The sequence below is a fragment of the Pseudomonas sp. DCB_BI genome, from assembly GCF_026240995.1.
Lineage (GTDB): Bacteria > Pseudomonadota > Gammaproteobacteria > Pseudomonadales > Pseudomonadaceae > Aquipseudomonas.
Genome location: NZ_JAPFCG010000018.1, coordinates 1 through 16,124 on the forward strand (window position 1 = coordinate 1; position 16,124 = coordinate 16,124).

Below are 16,124 nucleotides of genomic sequence, written 5' to 3' on the forward strand. Positions count from 1 at the left end.
GGCGCGGCGGGTCCCCGCTGGCATGGCGGGGCGCCCACGCTCGGGGCCGCCCTCGCACCCCCCCCCTCACCCCCCGCCCCCCCCCACCCCGCGGCCCCCCCCGCCCCCCCCGCTCCCCCACCGGTGTTTTACGGGGGGCCCCGGGCGCCCCCGCGAAGAGGCCGGATCAGGCAACAATGACTGCGCCCCTATGCCCCAACCCCCGCCGTGGTCCGCAAGCGCCCCTCGATCCGCCGCTTCAGGCGCCGCTGCTCTATCAGCAACCGTGACCCATTGGCAGAATTGCTGCGGCTCCAATCCTCGAGCAACTCAAGGCACGAGTGGTCGATATAGCTCAGGTTGCCCAGCGGCACATGCAGCGTGGTGCCCGCCGGTACGGTATCCAGCACCTGGGTCAGCGCCGGCACCTTCAGGAACGTCGCCGCGCCGCTGAGGCGCAACTCCATGTGCCCATCCTTGGCCAGGCTCACCAGGTTGATCTTCAGCCGCGCCGCCTTGAACGCCAGCTTCAGCAAGGTCAGGGCAAAGCCCAGCAGTACACCGGTCAGCAGGTCGGTGAAGATGATCGCCAGCGCAGTCGCCGCGTACGTGAACATCGGCATGCGCCCATAACGGCCCAGCCCGCGAAATGCCTTGAAGTCGACCAGTTTGACCCCGGTAAACACCAGCACCCCCGCCAGGCTCGCCACCGGGATCTGCTGCAGCACGCTGCTCAGCGCTACCACGAAGGCCAGCAACCACAAGCCATGGAAGATCGCCGACGCCCGGGTTTGTGCCCCGGCCTGGACGTTGGCTGAGCTGCGCACGATCACCCCGGTCATCGGCAGGGCACCGAGCACCCCGCACAGCATATTGCCGATACCCTGGGCCGACAGCTCGCGGTCGAAGTCCGAACGCTGGCCGCTGTGCATGCGGTCCACTGCTGCGGCCGACAGCAAGGTTTCTGCGCTGGCAATGAACGCCAGGGCAAAGGCGGCGACCAGCAGGGTAGGGTCGGCCAGCTGCATCAGGTCCTCCGGACGAAGCCAGTCGATGGCCTCGGACAGGTCAGCCGGTACCTGCACACGGTTCACCGGCAAGGCCAGCCACATGCTGATAGCGGTCATGCTGGCCACGCCGAGTAATGCACCCGGCACGAAACGCAGCCGCTGCGGCCGCAAGCGCTCCCAGCCCCACATGATGGCGATGGTCCCAAGCCCCAGCGCACCGGCCATCCAGCCGGAGCCCGTGCTCTCCTGTGGCAGGGCTGCCGACAAAGTTGCCGGGAATTCCAGCAGGTTCTGCAGGCCCGACGGTTGCGGCGCGGTGTCGAACATCACATGCACCTGCGAAAGCACGATCAACACGCCAATCCCCGCGAGCATGCCGTAAACCACCGCCGGCGCGGTCACGCGGAACCAGCAGCCCAGGCGCAAGCGACCGGCCAGCAACTGCAACAGGCCGGCCAGCAGCAGAATTGGCCCGAGCATGGCCATGCCGTGCTGGCGTACCAGCTCGAACACCAGTACCGCCAGACCGGCAGCGGGGCCGCTGACCTGTAGCGGGGACCCGGCCAGGAAACCGACGACAATACCGCCGATAATCCCGGTAATCAGGCCTTTTGCCGGCGGCATGCCAGAAGCGATCGCAATGCCCATGCACAACGGCAGGGCCACCAGGAAGACCACCACCGACGCCAGCAACTCACGCGGCAGGGCCGCTTTCAACTGTGTAATGTTCACCGTATTTCTCCTTTCTCTAGTCGCACGGCCATTCCCCTGGCCGTGGGCACGTTTGCCCCTGACAGGCGCGCAGGCGCGGGCCGCCAGCGAGCACGCCGGCAGGGCAGTCAGGGAATTCAAGGCAGCCGAAGGCCGCGCCACACCCCTACAGGGTGCAGCCGGCTATCAAGGTTCTAGCGGCGGACGGGTCGCTTAGTAGCGGCCTCTCGGAGTGGCGCAGGGAACTGGTTCACCAGCGGCCAAGGGCATGAAGCTGTCGCTGGCAGCGTCGTAGGCTTCGATCTTGCTGGTCTCGATGTCGTACACCCAACCATGAATGAACAGCTCACCAGCTGCCAGGCGCGAAGCCACCGAAGGATGGGTGCGCAAGTGATGCAGCTGGGCGATGACGTTCTCTTTGGTCAGCACTTGCATCGTCTCGTGCTCGCTGCCGCAGGAGCAATTGTTCTCGACCACGGTGCGAGCCACTTCAGCGTGGCGCAACCAGGCGCCAACGGTAGGCATCTTGGTCAGCGACTGCGGGTTGAGTACGGCACGCATGGCGCCACAGTCAGAGTGACCACAGATGATGATGTGGTGCACTTTAAGCGCCATTACGGCGTATTCGATGGCGCTGGAAACGCCGCCGTTCATCTGGCCGTAAGGCGGTACCACGTTACCCACGTTACGGGTCACGAACAGGTCGCCTGGCGAGCTCTGAGTGATCAGCTCGGGCACGATGCGCGAATCGGCGCAGGTGATGAACATGGCGCGAGGCGTTTGCGCGGTGGCGAGTTTCTTGAACAGCTCTTGCTGATCGGGGAACACATCATGGTGAAAGCGCAGGAAGCCGTCGACGATGTGCTTAAAAGCAGCATCGGCGCTTTCCGCGGGGACCTGCGGTACGACCTTGGATGGGTCCTTGACGGGCATGATTCATCCTCTTGACGGTGTGTAGGTAAATCCATTTTACCGGTGAAAGATTCTGGCTATGCAGGGTATTAGATGACTCGCACGGACCATAGATCACAGTCGGTGTGGACTGGTTTCCTACGCTAGCGGGGAAAACTTAACTGAAACTTAATTCGAGGGCTCTAGAACGGGCGTTCCAGATGAAAAAGGCGGGAACTGGATAATAGCAAAAAAACATCAGTTGCCAATATGTATTAGCGCAATTATCAACTTGGATGAGTGGGATTCGGGGCTGGCAATACGCCCACTGCAGGAGCGCAGCCCTGTGGTATTTCAGAACAACGCCATCTGCCCACCCGGCCGGCAGAATGCGGAGCAATCCAGCGCCTGCGCATCCCGCCCCTGGAACTCAAGGCGTTTCATGGCCTTGGCGAAGCGCTGGGCCAGTAATTCGGCAAACACCCCTTCACCGCGCATGCGCGCGCCGAAGCGGCTGTCATACAGCTCGCCACCACGGCTCTGGCGAATCAGGCTCAGGACATGCGTTGCCCGCTGCGGGTAATGGTCCTGCAACCACTGCTCAAACAACGGCGCCACCTCCAGCGGCAGCCGCAGCATCATGTAGGCCGCACTTTGCGCACCGGCCTCCTTGGCAGCCTCCAGCAGGCGTTCCAATTCACTGTCGTTGATCATCGGAATCATCGGCGAGCACAGCACCCCCACAGGCACGCCCGCGTCACGCAGTACCCGGATGGCACGCAGCCGCGCACCGGGTGAGGCCGCCCGGGGTTCGAGCACGCGCTTAAGGTCGTCGTCCAGCGTGGTCAGGCTGATCATCACCCTTGCCAGGCGCTGGCGGGCCATCTCGGCGAGCAGGTCGAGGTCGCGCAATACCAGCGAGCCCTTGGTGACGATGGTCACCGGATGGCGAAAACGCAGCAGCACCTCAAGCAGGCGACGCGTCAGCATCTGATCCCGCTCAATGGGCTGGTATGGATCGGTATTGGAGCCCAGGTTGATCGGCGCACACACATAGCCCGGTTTGCTCAATTGCTGCGCCAGCACCTCGGCAGCGTTGGTCTTGGCAATGAGCTTGGTCTCGAAATCCAGCCCAGGGGACAGATCCCAGTACGCGTGGGAGGGGCGGGCATAGCAATAAATACAGCCGTGTTCGCAACCGCGGTAAGGGTTGATGGATCGGTCGAAGGGCAGATCAGGTGAGGTGTTGCGGCTGATCACGGACTTTGCCGTCTCGATCCGCACCTCGGTCCCTTGGCTTTGCGGCACTTCTTGGTACCAGCCGTCATCCTCTGCTACCGAGTGGTTCGGCGCGAAGCGGTTGTGGGGGTTATGTGCCGTACCACGGCCCTTTTGCGGTGCAGGAGGAATCATGGTCAACTCCAATACTGTATTTACATACAGTATATCGTCAACCGTGATTCCACCAGCGCCTCTGGTCCGACAGGAGTGGCCCTACTCAGGCTTCTTCAGCTTCGGATTAGGGAAGAATTGCACCGTCTGAACCTTGGCCGGGGCGGCTTTCGGTTGCAGATGGTTGACCCGGGTGCCGAGTTCCTTCGGCACCGACAAGCCCTGCTCGTTGAGGGTGTCGGTAAAGCCGCAGGCCACGCACTCGCGGTGCGGTACATCGTCTTCGTTCCACATCATCAACTTGTCGGGCTCGCTGCATGCCGGGCACACGGCCCCGGCAATGAAGCGTTTCTTGGTTTTGTTCACAGCTACCTCACTCATGCCGCCACGGCCTCGGTCAGGCCACTGTGGCGCAGCAATGCATCGATGGATGGCTCACGGCCACGGAAGTCGACGAACAGCTCCATCGGCTCGCGCGAGCCGCCGCGGGCCAGAATTGCCTCACGGAAGGCCCGGCCTGTCTCGGCATTCAGTACGCCTTCTTCCTCGAAGCGCGAGAAGGCGTCAGCCGACAGCACTTCGGCCCATTTGTAGCTGTAGTAGCCGGCCGCGTAACCGCCCGCAAAGATGTGCGCAAAGCTGTTCGGGAAGCGGTTATACGCGGGAGGGCGCATGACCGACACCTCATCGCGCACGCCTTCAAGCACCTGCAGCACGCTGCGGCCATCGCCATGGCTGGCATGCAGCTCGAAGTCGAACAGCGAGAACTCCAGCTGACGCACCATCATCATGCCCGACTGGAAGTTCTTCGCCGCCAGCATCTTGTCCAGCAGGTCCTGGGGCAGGGCAGCACCGGTTTCATAATGGCCGGAGATCAGCGCAAGGCCTTCAGGCTCCCAGCACCAGTTTTCCATGAACTGGCTTGGCAGCTCGACCGCATCCCACGCCACGCCATTGATGCCGGACACACCGGCATGCTCGATGCGGGTCAGCATGTGATGCAGACCATGGCCAAATTCGTGGAACAGGGTGGTGACCTCATCGTGGGTCAGCAACGCTGGTTTGCCAGGCGCGGCGGGGGTGAAGTTGCACACCAGATTGGCGACTGGGCTCTGCAGCTGGCCGGCGGCCGTGCGGCGACGGTCGCGGGCGCCGTCCATCCAGGCACCGCCGCGCTTGTTGGCGCGGGCATACAGGTCGAAGAAGAAGCGGCCGACATGCTGGCCGTTCTCCTTGATTTCGAACAGGCGCACGTCCGGGTGCCAGCTGTCGAAGCCCTTGAGCTCGGCGATTTCAATGCCGTACAGGCGCTGCACGATGCTGAACAGGCCGCCCAGCACCTTGTCGATCGGGAAGTAGGCACGCAGGGCTTCCTGCGACACGCTGTAGCGCTGCTCACGCAGTTTCTCGCCATAGTAGCCGGCGTCCCAGCTGGCCAACTCAGGGCAGCCCTGCTCGGCAGCATAGGCCTTGAGCTGCTGCAGGTCCTGGGCGGCGAACGGCTTGGAGCGCTTGGCCAAGTCACGCAGGAAGCTCAGCACTTGGTCGCTGGACTCAGCCATCTTGGTCGCCAGGCTCAGCTCTGCATAGTTCTGGTAACCCAGCAGCTCGGCCAGCTCCTGGCGCAGGTCGAGGATGTCCTGCATCACCGGGCCGTTGTCGTTCTGGCCGGCGTTCGGGCCCTGGTCCGAGGCGCGGGTGCAATAGGCCGCGTACACCTCTTCGCGCAGAGCGCGGTCGCTGGCGTAGGTCATGACTGCGTAGTAGCTGGGGAACTCCAGGGTGATCAGCCAGCCATCGAGGCCCTTGGCCTGGGCGGCGGCGGCCATCTGCGCCTTGGCCGAGTCGGTCAGGCCGGCCAGTGCAGCTTCATCGGTAACGTGCTTGGTCCAGGCCTGAGTGGCGTCGAGCAGCTGGTTGGAGAAGCGGCTGCCCAGCTCGCTGAGCTTGCTCTGCACTTCGGCGTAGCGCTGCTGCTTATCCGCCGGCAGGTCGATACCCGACAAGCGGAAGTCACGCAGGGCGTGCTCGAGGATAGTCTTTTGCGCCACGTCGAAGCTGGCAGCCTCAGGGCTGTTGATCAACGCCTGGTAGGCTTCGAACAACGCACGGTTCTGGCCCAGTTCGGTAGAGTAGGCGCTCAGGGCCGGCAGGCAAGACTCGTAAGCCTCGCGCAGCTCGGCGCTGTTGCACACCGCATTGAGGTGGCTGACCGGGCTCCAGGCGGCGCCGAGGCGGTCGTTCAGTTCGTCCATGGCCAGCACCAGGCCGGCCCAGGTAGGGTTGTTGCCCTGCTTTTCGAGGATCTCGGCAATGGCTTTACGGTTGTCGGCCAGGATCGCTTCGATCGCCGGCAACACGTGTTCGGCACGGATTTGCGAGAAGGGCGGCAGATCGTAGGACTGCAGAAGTGGGTTGTTCGCACTCACGGTTCGGATACCTTGGCAGAAGAAACACTGCCCCATCTTAATTACAATCGACGCCGACCGCAGCAGGCAGCCTGCCTATCGGCACAGATGAGAGACGCTATCATGGCCATTCGCAGCTTCCAGCAACACACTCCAAAAGTGGGGCCCAAGGCGTTCGTCGACCGTTCGGCGGTGGTATTGGGCGACGTGGAGATCGGCGAAGACAGCTCGATCTGGCCACTGACCGTGATACGCGGCGACATGCACCGCATCCGTATCGGCGCGCGCACCAGCGTGCAGGATGGCAGCGTGCTGCACATCACCCACGCTGGCCCGTTCAACCCCGACGGCTTCCCCTTGATCATCGGCGACGAAGTGACCATCGGTCACAAGGTGATGCTGCATGGCTGCACCCTGGGCAATCGCATCCTGGTGGGTATGGGCAGCACTATCATGGACGGCGCCATCGTCGAGGATGAAGTGGTCATCGGTGCCGGAAGCCTGGTGCCGCCCGGCAAACGCCTGGTCAGTGGCTACCTGTACATGGGCAGCCCGGTAAAACAGGCCCGGTTGCTGAACGACAACGAGCGTGCGTTCTTCGCCTACAGCGCCGGCAATTATGTGAAGCTCAAGGACCAGCACCTGGCCGAAGGCTACGATCAACCTGAATGACCGTATTCGCGGGCTCGCCCGCTCCCACAGGTTGAGTGGAGCCTTCAAGGCCTGCGCTGTACCAGTGGGGGCGAGCAGGTCCGCGAAGATGGCCACGCAGCACTCAAGTGGAACCCTGTACATGCACCAGCAAAACATCCTTTTCGACCTCGACGGTACCCTGACCGACCCACGCCTGGGCATCACCCGCTCGATCCAGTACGCCCTGGCCAAGCTGGGCATCGACGAACCGGACCTGGCCCGCCTCGAACACTTCATCGGCCCACCCCTGCTGCAGGCTTTCATGCAGTTCTACAGCTTCGACGAAGCCAAAGCCTGGGATGCGGTGAACTTCTACCGGGAGCGTTTCCGCGTCACCGGCCTATACGAAAACCTGGTGTTCCAAGGTGTGCCGGAGTTGCTCGAAGCCCTGAACGGGCAGGGCCGGACGCTGTACATCGCTACCTCCAAGCCGTGGGAGTTCGCCCGCGAAATCGCCCGGCATTTCGCCTTCGACCACCACTTCAAGGTGATCTACGGCAGCGAACTGGACGGCACGCGCACCAACAAGGTCGAGCTGATTCGCCATTTGCTGGATGAAGAACGGCTGGACCCGGCGCAAACCCTGATGATCGGGGACCGCAAGCATGACCTGATCGGCGCGCACAGCAATGGTTTGCAGGCCGTAGCGGTGGGGTATGGGTTTGGTACCAGCGCAGAGTTGATGGCGGAAGAACCCGCTTTCCACTTCGCCACGGTAGCCGATTTGCATCAGGCTTTTAGCAAGCCGTGAGTGCCAGCAGGGCTGCTTTGCTGCCGGCCCTTCCACATCGATCGGCGTACGCAGGGCCTTTGTAGGGGCCTTGTGTCGCGATGGGCCGCAAAGCGGCCCCTTACCTCACTGGCTAACCATCAGACGCTGCAGCGCCGCTTTTCTTTCTTCAGTAGACAACCGCCCCAACTGCTCGACCCGCTTGTAAAACCGAGCCCAATCCCCACCCGCGTCACGAAACAGCGCCGCAAACGCCGGCACCCACTGGTCATACAGCCCGAACGGCAACAGCTTGGCGTTATTCATCGGCCCATACATCCAGGCGTCATAGCGCTTGTCACCGCCCCACTGGCCATCACGCACCTGCCGGTATTCACCCCTCAAACGCTCAAACTCGGCCTGTTTGGCCTGGCGTTTGTGTGCATCATCCAATGGCCCTGCATAAAGCGCCTGCAATCGCTCACGGCTGCCCAGCACCAGGCGGATAAACTGGTCGCGCTGCTTTCCCTGATCCCCGCCAACCGCCGCAAGGCCACGTGCCGCTCGCCATTGCCGCGTACCTTCCTGCTCGACAAACGAGGCAAATGACTCATTGAACTCGGTGTCGTCCTGCACATAGAAACGCTGATGGGCCAGCTCATGGAAGATCAAGGTCGCCAGGCGCTCGTCACCCCAGCCCACCATCGAAGACAGGATCGGGTCATCGAACCAGCCCAAAGTCGAATAGGCTTCCACCCCGCCGACGTACACATCCAGCCCGCCCTGGCGCATCAGTGCCGCCGCCCCACGCGCTGCCCCTTGCTGATAGTAGCCACGGTAAGCCACGCATCCGGCAATCGGGAAGCAGTGCGTCACCGGCTGCAACGACAGCTCGGGCGTGGCGAACACGTTCCACACCACGTAGGGGCGGCCCAGGTCGGCATAGACCCGGTAGCTGCGGTTGTCGGGCAGTTTCAATTGCTGGCTGGCAAAAACCCGCGCCTGTTCAGCCCGTTGCAGGTGGGCGCGCAACGCTGGCGGGGTAGCCGGGTCAGCGACTACCTGTTCCACCGGTTGCCGCGCCTGCAACAACTGCCACTGCCCCTGCGCCAGCTGCCCGTAGTAGGCGGCGCTGCTGCAACCGCTCAGCAGAAGCGCAGCCGCCAGCGGAACCAAATGGGTGAAAACGCGGTCGAGTGCCCCAGGGCCTGAGCGCTGCATAAGAAAAAGTCGAAGCATCCGGGACTGTCTGACTCGCTCAAGGCTGACTTCGCTCCAAGACTATCTCGCCAAGGGGGAGTTTCGCCATGCGTGCATTGTGGGTCGCCGGTTCACTGATGCTGATATCTGCCTGTTCGACATTGCCAGATCCCGACCCTAACCAGGCCTGGATCGACCTCACCCCCTACGACAACACTTCGCTTGATGCGGTGCAGGTGGATGAACGTGACTGGGCCGACAACCGGTATTTTGAAGTGCAACCCGGTAGCCATGAGCTGACCGTGCGCTACCAGTTCCCGGTTACCCCCAGCAACATCGGCCCGGTCGAAGAGCCGCTGTGGCGCGATTGCCAGGTGAAACTGACCTTCAAGGACTTCAGCGCCGGGCAGCGCTACCAACTGCAGGCCGGCAGCATCGGCTTTCGTCCCTGGATCAAACTCTACGACCAGCAGCAGAAACTGCTTGGCCAAGGCCTGCCGGCGGGTTGCCAGCGCACCTGACACGCGCAAACGGCGCTATGCTTATAGCGTGTAAATCGCAAGTGGGAGCTTTGCCATGCGCCAGCCCATGATGCTGATCGCCCTCAGTGCACTGGGGGCTTGCGCCAGCCCCTTGCCGCCCGTCGACCCCAAGCAAGCCTGGGTCGACCTCTACACCATGACCCCTGGCCGGGTGATCATGGCCGACCGCCTGGATGGCAAGCGTCTGGATGACGGCCGCTATTTCCAGGTAACACCGGGCAAGCACGAACTGGTGGTGCGCTTCGATTACGAGATTTACTCGGGCGGCATCATGAGTGAGCCGCGGGACCGTACCTGCTACCTGACCGTGCGCTTTGACGACTTCAAGGCCGGTGAGCGTTATCGTCTGGAGGCACGGGCGCCGGTGATGGAGCCGCAGGTGCTGCTGTATGACGCAAGCCGCAAGGTGTTGGTGAATGAGCCTAGCGAGGTGTTCTGCATTCCGTGAACCTGGGGCCGCAAAGCGGCCCCAAGGTCCGGGACCCTACCGATCATTCTTCTGGTAAATGATTTTCTTGGTCCCACCATCGCAAGTCCCGACCACCATGTTCTGGTCCTTGACCTCGCTGTTGGGCACGATTTCGAGGGTGTAGGATGCTACCCCTTGGGCCTGGATCTTGGCCTCGATCTCGGCTTTTAGTTCCTCGCACGGCTTCACCGCCGCCAACGCGGACGTGGCGACCAGCGAAGCCATCACGGCGATTGCTACGCGAATCATGGAACGGCTCCTGAAAGGGCAGTTGTGCTGCCGACGCTGTTTAGACTACAGCAAACTGCCATCGTTGCGCCGCCTCAGCCCACCAACGCAGCATCCAGGCTGATCTTTGCATTCAGTACCTTGGACACCGGGCAGCCTTCCTTCGCTTTGTTGGCGATCTCCATGAATTGCGCCTCGGTGGCGCCAGGCACCTTGGCCCTGAGCACCAAGTGCACAGCGGTAATGGCAAAGCCATCTGCCTGCTTTTCGAGCGTCACTTCGGCTGCCGTGTCGATTCTGTCAGGAGTGAGCCCTGCCTCGCCTAGCATCATGGACAGTGCCATCGAAAAGCACCCCGCATGCGCCGCCCCGATCAACTCTTCCGGGTTCGTTCCTGGCGTGCCCTCGAAACGGGTATTGAAGCCATAAGGGTTCTGCTTGAGTGCGCCGCTTTCAGTCGAAAGCAAGCCCTTGCCTTCTTTCAAACCACCTTGCCATATTGCCGATGCTGTCTTTTTCATGATGCCTCCTTGTCGCTGGTTACGTGCTTATGGGTTCAGAGGTCAGTCGCTTACGGCAAGTTCAGAGCAATCACACGGCAACCATTGAATCCGTCGAATACGCCCATACAGAGTCTTAAAGGCCTCTGGCCAATCACTCTTGCGGAGGCCCCATGACGCAGCTGCGTGACTTGAAGATTTCCACCCTCGATTTGGTGCCCGTTCGCGCCGACGCCGGCCCGGCACAGTCGCTGCGCAACTCGCTGGACCTGGCGCAGCACGTCGAGCGCTTTGGCTACAACCGCTTCTGGGTGGCCGAACACCACAACATGGACGGCATCGCCAGCTCTGCCACTTCGGTGCTGATCGGCTACCTGGCCGGGGGCACTTCGACTATTCGCGTGGGTTCTGGTGGTGTCATGCTGCCCAACCATGCGCCGCTGGTAATTGCCGAGCAGTTCGGCACCCTGGCCAGCCTGTACCCTGGGCGTATCGACCTGGGCCTGGGCCGTGCCCCAGGTTCCGACCAGATGACCGCCTATGCCCTGCGCCGCGATCGCGCGGGCAGCCCTGACGACTTCCCGGACGATGTCGAGGAGTTGTCACGCTATCTCGGCCCGCGAACTGATGATCAAAAAGTGATCGCCGTGCCTGGGCACGACACCGAAGTGCCGATGTGGCTGCTGGGCTCCAGCCTGTTCAGCGCCCAGCTGGCCGGCATGCGCGGCATGCCTTATGCCTTCGCTTCGCACTTTGCGCCACGCTACATGCACGAGGCGATCCGCGTGTACCGCAATCACTTCAAGCCTTCCACCACGCTGGACAAACCCTATGTGATGCTGGGCATTCCCATGGTTGTGGCAGAGACAGATGAGAAGGCCGAGTACCTGGCGACCTCGGTGTACCAGCGCATTCTCGCGCTGATTCGCGGGCAAAGCCTGATGCAGAAGCCGCCGGTGGAGAGCATGGATGGCTTGTGGCTACCCCACGAGCGCGATGCGGTGAGCAGTTTCCTGGGCTTGGCGATGATCGGCAGCCCGCAGAAGGTGCGGGCCAAGGTGGAGGTGCTGCTGGAGCAGACCGGGGCGGATGAGCTGATCTTTACCTGCGACCTGTACGAGCATGCCGACCGGATCCGGTCCTATGAATTGTTGGCGCAGGCCCTGAAAACCGAGTGAGCTTGCGGCTTGCCCACTCCCACAGGAACTGCACGGACGCTTGAATCTGTGGCGAACCTGTGGGAGCGGGCAAACCCGTGAACACGCCAGCACTCAACCGCGGCGATACACAATTTCCTTGGTACCCGCCTCGCAGCTACCAATCACCTTGCCTGCCGGTTCGCCTTTATCGACGATCTCAAGCTTGTAACCGGTAACGCCCTTGGCATCCAGCTTGGCGGCAATTTCCGCCTTCAGCTCCTCACACGGTTTGCCCGCTGCCAGCGCACTGCCAGCCAAGGTCATCAGGCCCAGCGCCAGAATCAGTTTGGTCATCACTCGCATTCCTTGTGCAGATGAAATCAGAAAGGGCGCCCGCCTAGGCGCCCTTTTCCTAAATACCCCATCCCGCCAGGCTGTTCCAGCCTGGCGATGTATCAGCTATTGGCGATACGGAAGCCAACCTTCAGCGTGACCTGGAAATGTGCAGCCTTGTTATCGCGAATATGGCCACGGGTATCGACCACTTCAAACCACTCCAGGTGCTTGATGCTCTTGCCGGCTTCGGCCAGGGCATTGTTGATCGCCTCTTCGATGCTGGTTGGGGAAGACCCCACCAGTTCGATCTTCTTGTAGGTGTGATGATCGGTCATGAGCGCTCTCCTTGGGTGACAGTGAAATTGAGCCTAGCAGCGCAGGCCTGGTTTACCTGCGAGCTGTCACCGTCAGCGAAAGTTCGATCGCACTTTCCCGCAGCCGAAGGGTCGCAATCCTTACAGCCCATACTGCAAAGGAGAGTCAACATGCACCGCAACTCGCTGCGTAAAACGTCCCTGGAAAGCATGGAAGCAGAGATCGAAAGCCTGCTGAAAAGCCTGGAGAACCTGAAGCACGATGCCTCCGAAGAAACCCAGAAGTCAGTCAAGGCCATGCGCAGCAACGCTGAGAGTGCCCTGCGCCACTCGCGCAGCCTGCTGAGCGATGCGTATGAAGAAGTGAAACAGCGCACCCGCCAGACCGGTATCGCCACCCGCGACTACGCCCAGGAACATCCCTATACCACCGCAGGTGTAGCCATTGGGGCGCTGGGTCTGCTCGCGGCGTACCTGCTGACCAAGCGCAACTAAGCGCCCTGCCGCACCAACTCCGCCCGTAACCATTGCGCCAGCTGCTCGGCGCGCCCGTCTGCGGCGCGTCGGGGCACCCATAGCGCCAGCGCCGCTGGGGTAGGGGAGAAGCCCCACGGCGCACTCAGGCGACCCGCCCGCAGGTCATCGGCGACCAGCGGCTGTGGCGCGATCGCCACGCCCAGACCCGCCACTGCGGCTTCCAGCAGGTAGTAAAGGTGCTCAAAGGCCTGACCATAATGGATGGCCGTTGGCTCAAGCCCCTGCTGCTCCGCCCAGGTAGGCCAGGCTTGCGGCCGCGATGTGGTGTGAAGCAGGGCTTCCCCCATCAGCGCTCGGGCAGGTGCCCCCTGCAAACGTTCGAAACCTGAGAAATGTGGGCTCAAGACCGGCCCTATTCGTTCTTCAGCCAGTACATGTACCTGCATGTCCGCCGGCCACGGCGGCTCGGCATACACCAGCAGCGCGTCCAGCCCCGGCCGCCGCGGGTCGAGGTCACCTTCACCGGCTGAAAGATGCAGACGCAACTCGGGTAAATCCGCCTGGAGCCGTCCAAGCCGCGGGATGAACCAGCGCGCCAGCAGGCTTCCCGAGCAGCCCAGTACAAATGGCGCTTCACTGACATCCCGGCTCAGTTCGGCACACACGCTGCGCAGGCGGTCGAAGGCTTCGCCACTGGCATCACGCAGGCGCACGCCGGCATCTGTGAGTTTGATGCCACGCCCGTCCTTTTCGAAAAGGGCCACCCCAAGGTGTTCTTCCAGCACCTTGATCTGCCGACTCACGGCGCCATGAGTGACATGCAGCGCCTCGGCCGCCTGACTGACGCTGTTGAGCCGGGCGGTTGCCTCAAAGGCGCGGAGGGCATTCAGGGGAGGGAGGTCGTGGGCCATGGTACCTGTGAGTTTTTCTGACAAGTTTGCGCAATCTTATCGGTTTTCAGACGGGCTTGCCGTGGTTAGAGTAAAGCCCATCACTCATTCATTACGCCCTGGAGCGCCATATGACCCAGTCCCAATACCGCCCCGGCCCCGACGCCAACGGCCTGTTCGGCTCGTTCGGCGGCCGCTACGTGGCCGAAACCCTGATGCCACTGGTGCTGGACCTGGCCCGCGAGTACGAAGCGGCCAAGGCAGACCCTAAGTTCCTCGAAGAACTGGCTTACTTCCAGCGCGACTACATTGGCCGCCCCAACCCGCTGTACTTCGCTGAGCGCCTCACCGAACACTGCGGCGGCGCAAAAATCTTCTTCAAGCGTGAAGAACTCAACCACACCGGCGCGCACAAGGTGAACAACTGCATTGGCCAGGTACTGCTGGCCAAGCGCATGGGCAAGAAACGCCTGATTGCCGAAACCGGCGCCGGTATGCACGGCGTGGCCACTGCCACCGTGGCCGCACGCTTCGGTCTGCCATGCGTGATCTACATGGGCGCCACCGATATCGAGCGACAGCAGGCCAACGTGTTCCGCATGAAGCTGCTGGGCGCCGAAATCGTCCCGGTTACCGCTGGCACCGGCACCCTCAAAGACGCCATGAACGAAGCCCTGCGTGACTGGGTGACCAACGTCGACGACACCTTCTACCTGATCGGCACCGTGGCAGGCCCGCACCCATACCCGGCAATGGTCCGCGACTTCCAGTCGATCATCGGCAAGGAAACCCGCGCCCAGTTGCAGGAGAAGGAAGGCCGTCTGCCGGACAGCCTGATCGCCTGCGTTGGCGGTGGCTCCAACGCCATGGGGCTGTTCCATGAGTTCCTCGAGGAACCAAGCGTGCAGATCATCGGCGTCGAAGCCGGTGGCCACGGTGTGCACACCGACAAGCACGCCGCCAGCCTGAACGGCGGTGTACCGGGCGTGCTGCACGGCAACCGGACGTACCTGCTGCAGGACGAAGACGGCCAGATTACCGACGCCCACTCGATTTCCGCCGGCCTCGACTACCCGGGTATCGGCCCGGAGCACGCCTACCTGCACGAAGTGAAGCGCGTGGAATACGTCAGCATCACCGACGACGAGGCGCTGGATGCGTTCCACGCCACCTGCCGCCTGGAAGGCATCATCCCGGCCCTGGAAAGCTCCCACGCCCTGGCCGAAGCGATCAAGCGCGCACCGAAGCTGCCCAAGGACCACCTGATGGTGATCTGCCTGTCGGGGCGCGGTGACAAAGACATGCAAACCGTCATGAACCACATGGCCGCCCAGGAGAAACAGGCATGAGCCGCCTTGAACAACGCTTCGCCGAGCTGAAGGCCGAAGGCCGCTCGGCACTGGTCACCTTCGTCACCGCAGGCGACCCGGGCTACGACGCCTCACTGCAGATCCTCAAGGGCCTGCCGGCCGCTGGCGCCGACGTCATCGAACTGGGCATGCCGTTCACCGACCCAATGGCGGACGGCGTCGCCATCCAGCTCGCCACCCTGCGCGCCTTGGAGGCTGGCCAGACCCTGGCAAAAACCCTGCAGATGGTTCGCGAATTCCGTGTGGATAATCAGACCACGCCGATCGTGCTGATGGGCTACTACAACCCGATCCATCGCTTTGGCGTGGACACGTTCGTGGCTGAAGCCAAGGAAGCAGGCGTCGATGGCTTGATCATCGTCGATCTGCCGCCAGAGCACGACGCCGAACTGGCCACCCCGGCCCAGGCTGCGGGCATCGACTTCATCCGCCTGACCACCCCGACCACCGACGATGCCCGCCTGCCGCGGGTGCTGGAGCGCAGCTCCGGGTTCGTCTACTACGTGTCGGTGGCCGGTGTGACCGGTGCCGGCTCGGCGACTACCGAGCATGTGACCGAGGCGATTGACCGCCTGCGCCGGCATACCGATCTGCCGATCAGCGTTGGCTTCGGCATTCGCACGCCGGAACAGGCAGCGAACATCGCCCGCCTGGCTGATGGCGTGGTGGTGGGCTCGGCGCTGGTCGACAAGATCGCTCAGGCCAAGCGTGCAGATCAGGCGGTGACCGATGTATTGAGCCTGTGCTCGGCACTGGCTGAAGGGGTGCGCTCAGCTCGCAATTGATTGCGAGGGCTCCGTCCTCGTTCGCGGCACAAGGCCGCTTCTACAAGGTGATCGCAATACCCTGTAGGAGCAGCCTTGTGC

General features: G+C 62.4%; 19 protein-coding genes. 8 read left to right on the plus strand and 11 right to left on the minus strand.

The window, feature by feature from the left end; all coding sequences use genetic code 11:
- Positions 1–188: 188 nt before the first annotated feature.
- The 5 genes from OO258_RS19250 to prlC all read right to left on the minus strand — a co-directional run bounded on the left by OO258_RS19250 (position 189) and on the right by prlC (position 6,412).
- Positions 189–1,721 (minus strand): SulP family inorganic anion transporter, encoded by a 1,533-nt coding sequence (locus OO258_RS19250; protein WP_266032065.1) that lies wholly within the window; start codon positions 1,719–1,721, stop codon positions 189–191.
- A 192-nt stretch (positions 1,722–1,913) separates the two neighbouring features.
- Positions 1,914–2,633: a carbonic anhydrase gene (locus OO258_RS19255; RefSeq protein WP_110743538.1), complete on the minus strand. Its 720-nt coding sequence runs from the start codon at positions 2,631–2,633 to the stop codon at positions 1,914–1,916.
- A 312-nt stretch (positions 2,634–2,945) separates the two neighbouring features.
- Complete coding sequence (locus OO258_RS19260) at positions 2,946–4,004, minus strand: PA0069 family radical SAM protein (protein WP_266032066.1); 1,059 nt, start codon at positions 4,002–4,004, stop codon at positions 2,946–2,948.
- Between the two features lie 81 nt (positions 4,005–4,085).
- The gene (locus OO258_RS19265; protein WP_110743536.1) at positions 4,086–4,364 is read right to left on the minus strand and encodes a YheV family putative zinc ribbon protein; all 279 of its coding nucleotides are present in this window, start codon (positions 4,362–4,364) and stop codon (positions 4,086–4,088) included.
- Complete coding sequence (prlC, locus tag OO258_RS19270; protein ID WP_266032067.1) at positions 4,361–6,412, minus strand: oligopeptidase A; 2,052 nt, start codon at positions 6,410–6,412, stop codon at positions 4,361–4,363. Before prlC ends, OO258_RS19265 begins: the two co-directional genes overlap by 4 nt.
- A gap of 102 nt (positions 6,413–6,514) precedes the next feature.
- On the opposite strand from prlC, the gene OO258_RS19275 reads away from it, so the two are divergent.
- Both OO258_RS19275 and OO258_RS19280 read left to right on the plus strand, forming a co-directional pair.
- A complete protein-coding gene (locus OO258_RS19275) occupies positions 6,515–7,063 on the plus strand; it encodes a gamma carbonic anhydrase family protein (RefSeq protein ID WP_266032068.1) in 549 nt (182 codons plus the stop codon).
- Positions 7,064–7,184: 121 nt separating this feature from the next.
- Complete coding sequence (locus OO258_RS19280; protein ID WP_266032069.1) at positions 7,185–7,835, plus strand: HAD family hydrolase; 651 nt, start codon at positions 7,185–7,187, stop codon at positions 7,833–7,835.
- Between the two features lie 105 nt (positions 7,836–7,940).
- Here the strand turns inward: OO258_RS19280 and OO258_RS19285 are convergent, their stop codons facing one another.
- Positions 7,941–9,014 carry an aminopeptidase gene (locus OO258_RS19285; protein WP_266032070.1) on the minus strand — a complete coding sequence of 358 codons (1,074 nt, stop codon included), beginning with the start codon at positions 9,012–9,014 and terminating at the stop codon, positions 7,941–7,943.
- A gap of 86 nt (positions 9,015–9,100) precedes the next feature.
- On the opposite strand from OO258_RS19285, the gene OO258_RS19290 reads away from it, so the two are divergent.
- A complete protein-coding gene (locus tag OO258_RS19290) occupies positions 9,101–9,514 on the plus strand; it encodes a hypothetical protein (protein WP_110743531.1) in 414 nt (137 codons plus the stop codon).
- A gap of 55 nt (positions 9,515–9,569) precedes the next feature.
- A complete protein-coding gene (locus tag OO258_RS19295) occupies positions 9,570–9,983 on the plus strand; it encodes a hypothetical protein (RefSeq protein ID WP_110743530.1) in 414 nt (137 codons plus the stop codon).
- A gap of 36 nt (positions 9,984–10,019) precedes the next feature.
- Here the strand turns inward: OO258_RS19295 and OO258_RS19300 are convergent, their stop codons facing one another.
- Both OO258_RS19300 and OO258_RS19305 read right to left on the minus strand, forming a co-directional pair.
- Positions 10,020–10,253, minus strand: coding sequence for a DUF1161 domain-containing protein (locus OO258_RS19300; RefSeq protein WP_266032071.1), 234 nt, complete (start codon positions 10,251–10,253; stop codon positions 10,020–10,022).
- 74 nt (positions 10,254–10,327) lie between these two features.
- Entirely contained in the window at positions 10,328–10,753 is a 426-nt protein-coding gene (locus tag OO258_RS19305) for an OsmC family protein (RefSeq protein WP_110743528.1), read from the minus strand.
- Between the two features lie 152 nt (positions 10,754–10,905).
- Between OO258_RS19305 and OO258_RS19310 the strand changes: the two genes are divergently transcribed.
- Positions 10,906–11,910: an LLM class flavin-dependent oxidoreductase gene (locus OO258_RS19310; protein WP_266032072.1), complete on the plus strand. Its 1,005-nt coding sequence runs from the start codon at positions 10,906–10,908 to the stop codon at positions 11,908–11,910.
- A gap of 93 nt (positions 11,911–12,003) precedes the next feature.
- Here OO258_RS19310 and OO258_RS19315 read toward each other — a convergent pair whose 3' ends face one another.
- Both OO258_RS19315 and OO258_RS19320 read right to left on the minus strand, forming a co-directional pair.
- The gene (locus OO258_RS19315) at positions 12,004–12,225 is read right to left on the minus strand and encodes a DUF1161 domain-containing protein (RefSeq protein WP_110743526.1); all 222 of its coding nucleotides are present in this window, start codon (positions 12,223–12,225) and stop codon (positions 12,004–12,006) included.
- Between the two features lie 101 nt (positions 12,226–12,326).
- Positions 12,327–12,542 (minus strand): dodecin, encoded by a 216-nt coding sequence (locus OO258_RS19320; protein WP_003253076.1) that lies wholly within the window; start codon positions 12,540–12,542, stop codon positions 12,327–12,329.
- 150 nt (positions 12,543–12,692) lie between these two features.
- Here OO258_RS19320 and OO258_RS19325 point away from each other — a divergent pair, with 150 nt between their 5' ends.
- Positions 12,693–13,016, plus strand: coding sequence for a DUF883 family protein (locus OO258_RS19325; RefSeq protein ID WP_110743525.1), 324 nt, complete (start codon positions 12,693–12,695; stop codon positions 13,014–13,016).
- On the opposite strand, the gene OO258_RS19330 is transcribed toward OO258_RS19325, so the two are convergent.
- Positions 13,013–13,909, minus strand: a complete 897-nt coding sequence (locus OO258_RS19330; RefSeq protein ID WP_266032073.1) for a LysR family transcriptional regulator — start codon at positions 13,907–13,909, stop codon at positions 13,013–13,015. The genes OO258_RS19325 and OO258_RS19330 overlap by 4 nt on opposite strands.
- Positions 13,910–14,019: 110 nt before the next feature.
- Between OO258_RS19330 and trpB the strand changes: the two genes are divergently transcribed.
- Together trpB and trpA are read left to right on the plus strand one after the other, a co-directional pair.
- Positions 14,020–15,237 (plus strand): tryptophan synthase subunit beta, encoded by a 1,218-nt coding sequence (trpB, locus tag OO258_RS19335; protein ID WP_110743523.1) that lies wholly within the window; start codon positions 14,020–14,022, stop codon positions 15,235–15,237.
- Entirely contained in the window at positions 15,234–16,043 is an 810-nt protein-coding gene (trpA, locus tag OO258_RS19340) for a tryptophan synthase subunit alpha (protein ID WP_110743522.1), read from the plus strand. The genes trpB and trpA overlap by 4 nt, the downstream gene beginning before the upstream one ends.
- The last annotated feature ends 81 nt before the right edge of the window (positions 16,044–16,124 follow it).

Excerpts from the sequence above, each read along its gene's own strand:
- OO258_RS19320 (WP_003253076.1), bottom strand. The coding sequence starts at position 12,542 with ATGACCGATCATCACACCTACAAGAAGATCGAACTGGTGGGGTCTTCC.
- OO258_RS19290 (WP_110743531.1), top strand. The coding sequence starts at position 9,101 with ATGCGTGCATTGTGGGTCGCCGGTTCACTGATGCTGATATCTGCCTGT.
- OO258_RS19310 (WP_266032072.1), top strand. The coding sequence starts at position 10,906 with ATGACGCAGCTGCGTGACTTGAAGATTTCCACCCTCGATTTGGTGCCC.
- OO258_RS19295 (WP_110743530.1), top strand. The coding sequence starts at position 9,570 with ATGCGCCAGCCCATGATGCTGATCGCCCTCAGTGCACTGGGGGCTTGC.
- OO258_RS19280 (WP_266032069.1), top strand. The coding sequence starts at position 7,185 with ATGCACCAGCAAAACATCCTTTTCGACCTCGACGGTACCCTGACCGAC.
- OO258_RS19315 (WP_110743526.1), bottom strand. The coding sequence starts at position 12,225 with ATGACCAAACTGATTCTGGCGCTGGGCCTGATGACCTTGGCTGGCAGT.
- OO258_RS19255 (WP_110743538.1), bottom strand. The coding sequence starts at position 2,633 with ATGCCCGTCAAGGACCCATCCAAGGTCGTACCGCAGGTCCCCGCGGAA.
- OO258_RS19260 (WP_266032066.1), bottom strand. The coding sequence starts at position 4,004 with ATGATTCCTCCTGCACCGCAAAAGGGCCGTGGTACGGCACATAACCCC.
- OO258_RS19305 (WP_110743528.1), bottom strand. The coding sequence starts at position 10,753 with ATGAAAAAGACAGCATCGGCAATATGGCAAGGTGGTTTGAAAGAAGGC.
- trpB (WP_110743523.1), top strand. The coding sequence starts at position 14,020 with ATGACCCAGTCCCAATACCGCCCCGGCCCCGACGCCAACGGCCTGTTC.
- OO258_RS19265 (WP_110743536.1), bottom strand. The coding sequence starts at position 4,364 with ATGAGTGAGGTAGCTGTGAACAAAACCAAGAAACGCTTCATTGCCGGG.
- OO258_RS19330 (WP_266032073.1), bottom strand. The coding sequence starts at position 13,909 with ATGGCCCACGACCTCCCTCCCCTGAATGCCCTCCGCGCCTTTGAGGCA.
- OO258_RS19325 (WP_110743525.1), top strand. The coding sequence starts at position 12,693 with ATGCACCGCAACTCGCTGCGTAAAACGTCCCTGGAAAGCATGGAAGCA.
- OO258_RS19285 (WP_266032070.1), bottom strand. The coding sequence starts at position 9,014 with ATGCAGCGCTCAGGCCCTGGGGCACTCGACCGCGTTTTCACCCATTTG.
- OO258_RS19300 (WP_266032071.1), bottom strand. The coding sequence starts at position 10,253 with ATGATTCGCGTAGCAATCGCCGTGATGGCTTCGCTGGTCGCCACGTCC.
- OO258_RS19275 (WP_266032068.1), top strand. The coding sequence starts at position 6,515 with ATGGCCATTCGCAGCTTCCAGCAACACACTCCAAAAGTGGGGCCCAAG.
- trpA (WP_110743522.1), top strand. The coding sequence starts at position 15,234 with ATGAGCCGCCTTGAACAACGCTTCGCCGAGCTGAAGGCCGAAGGCCGC.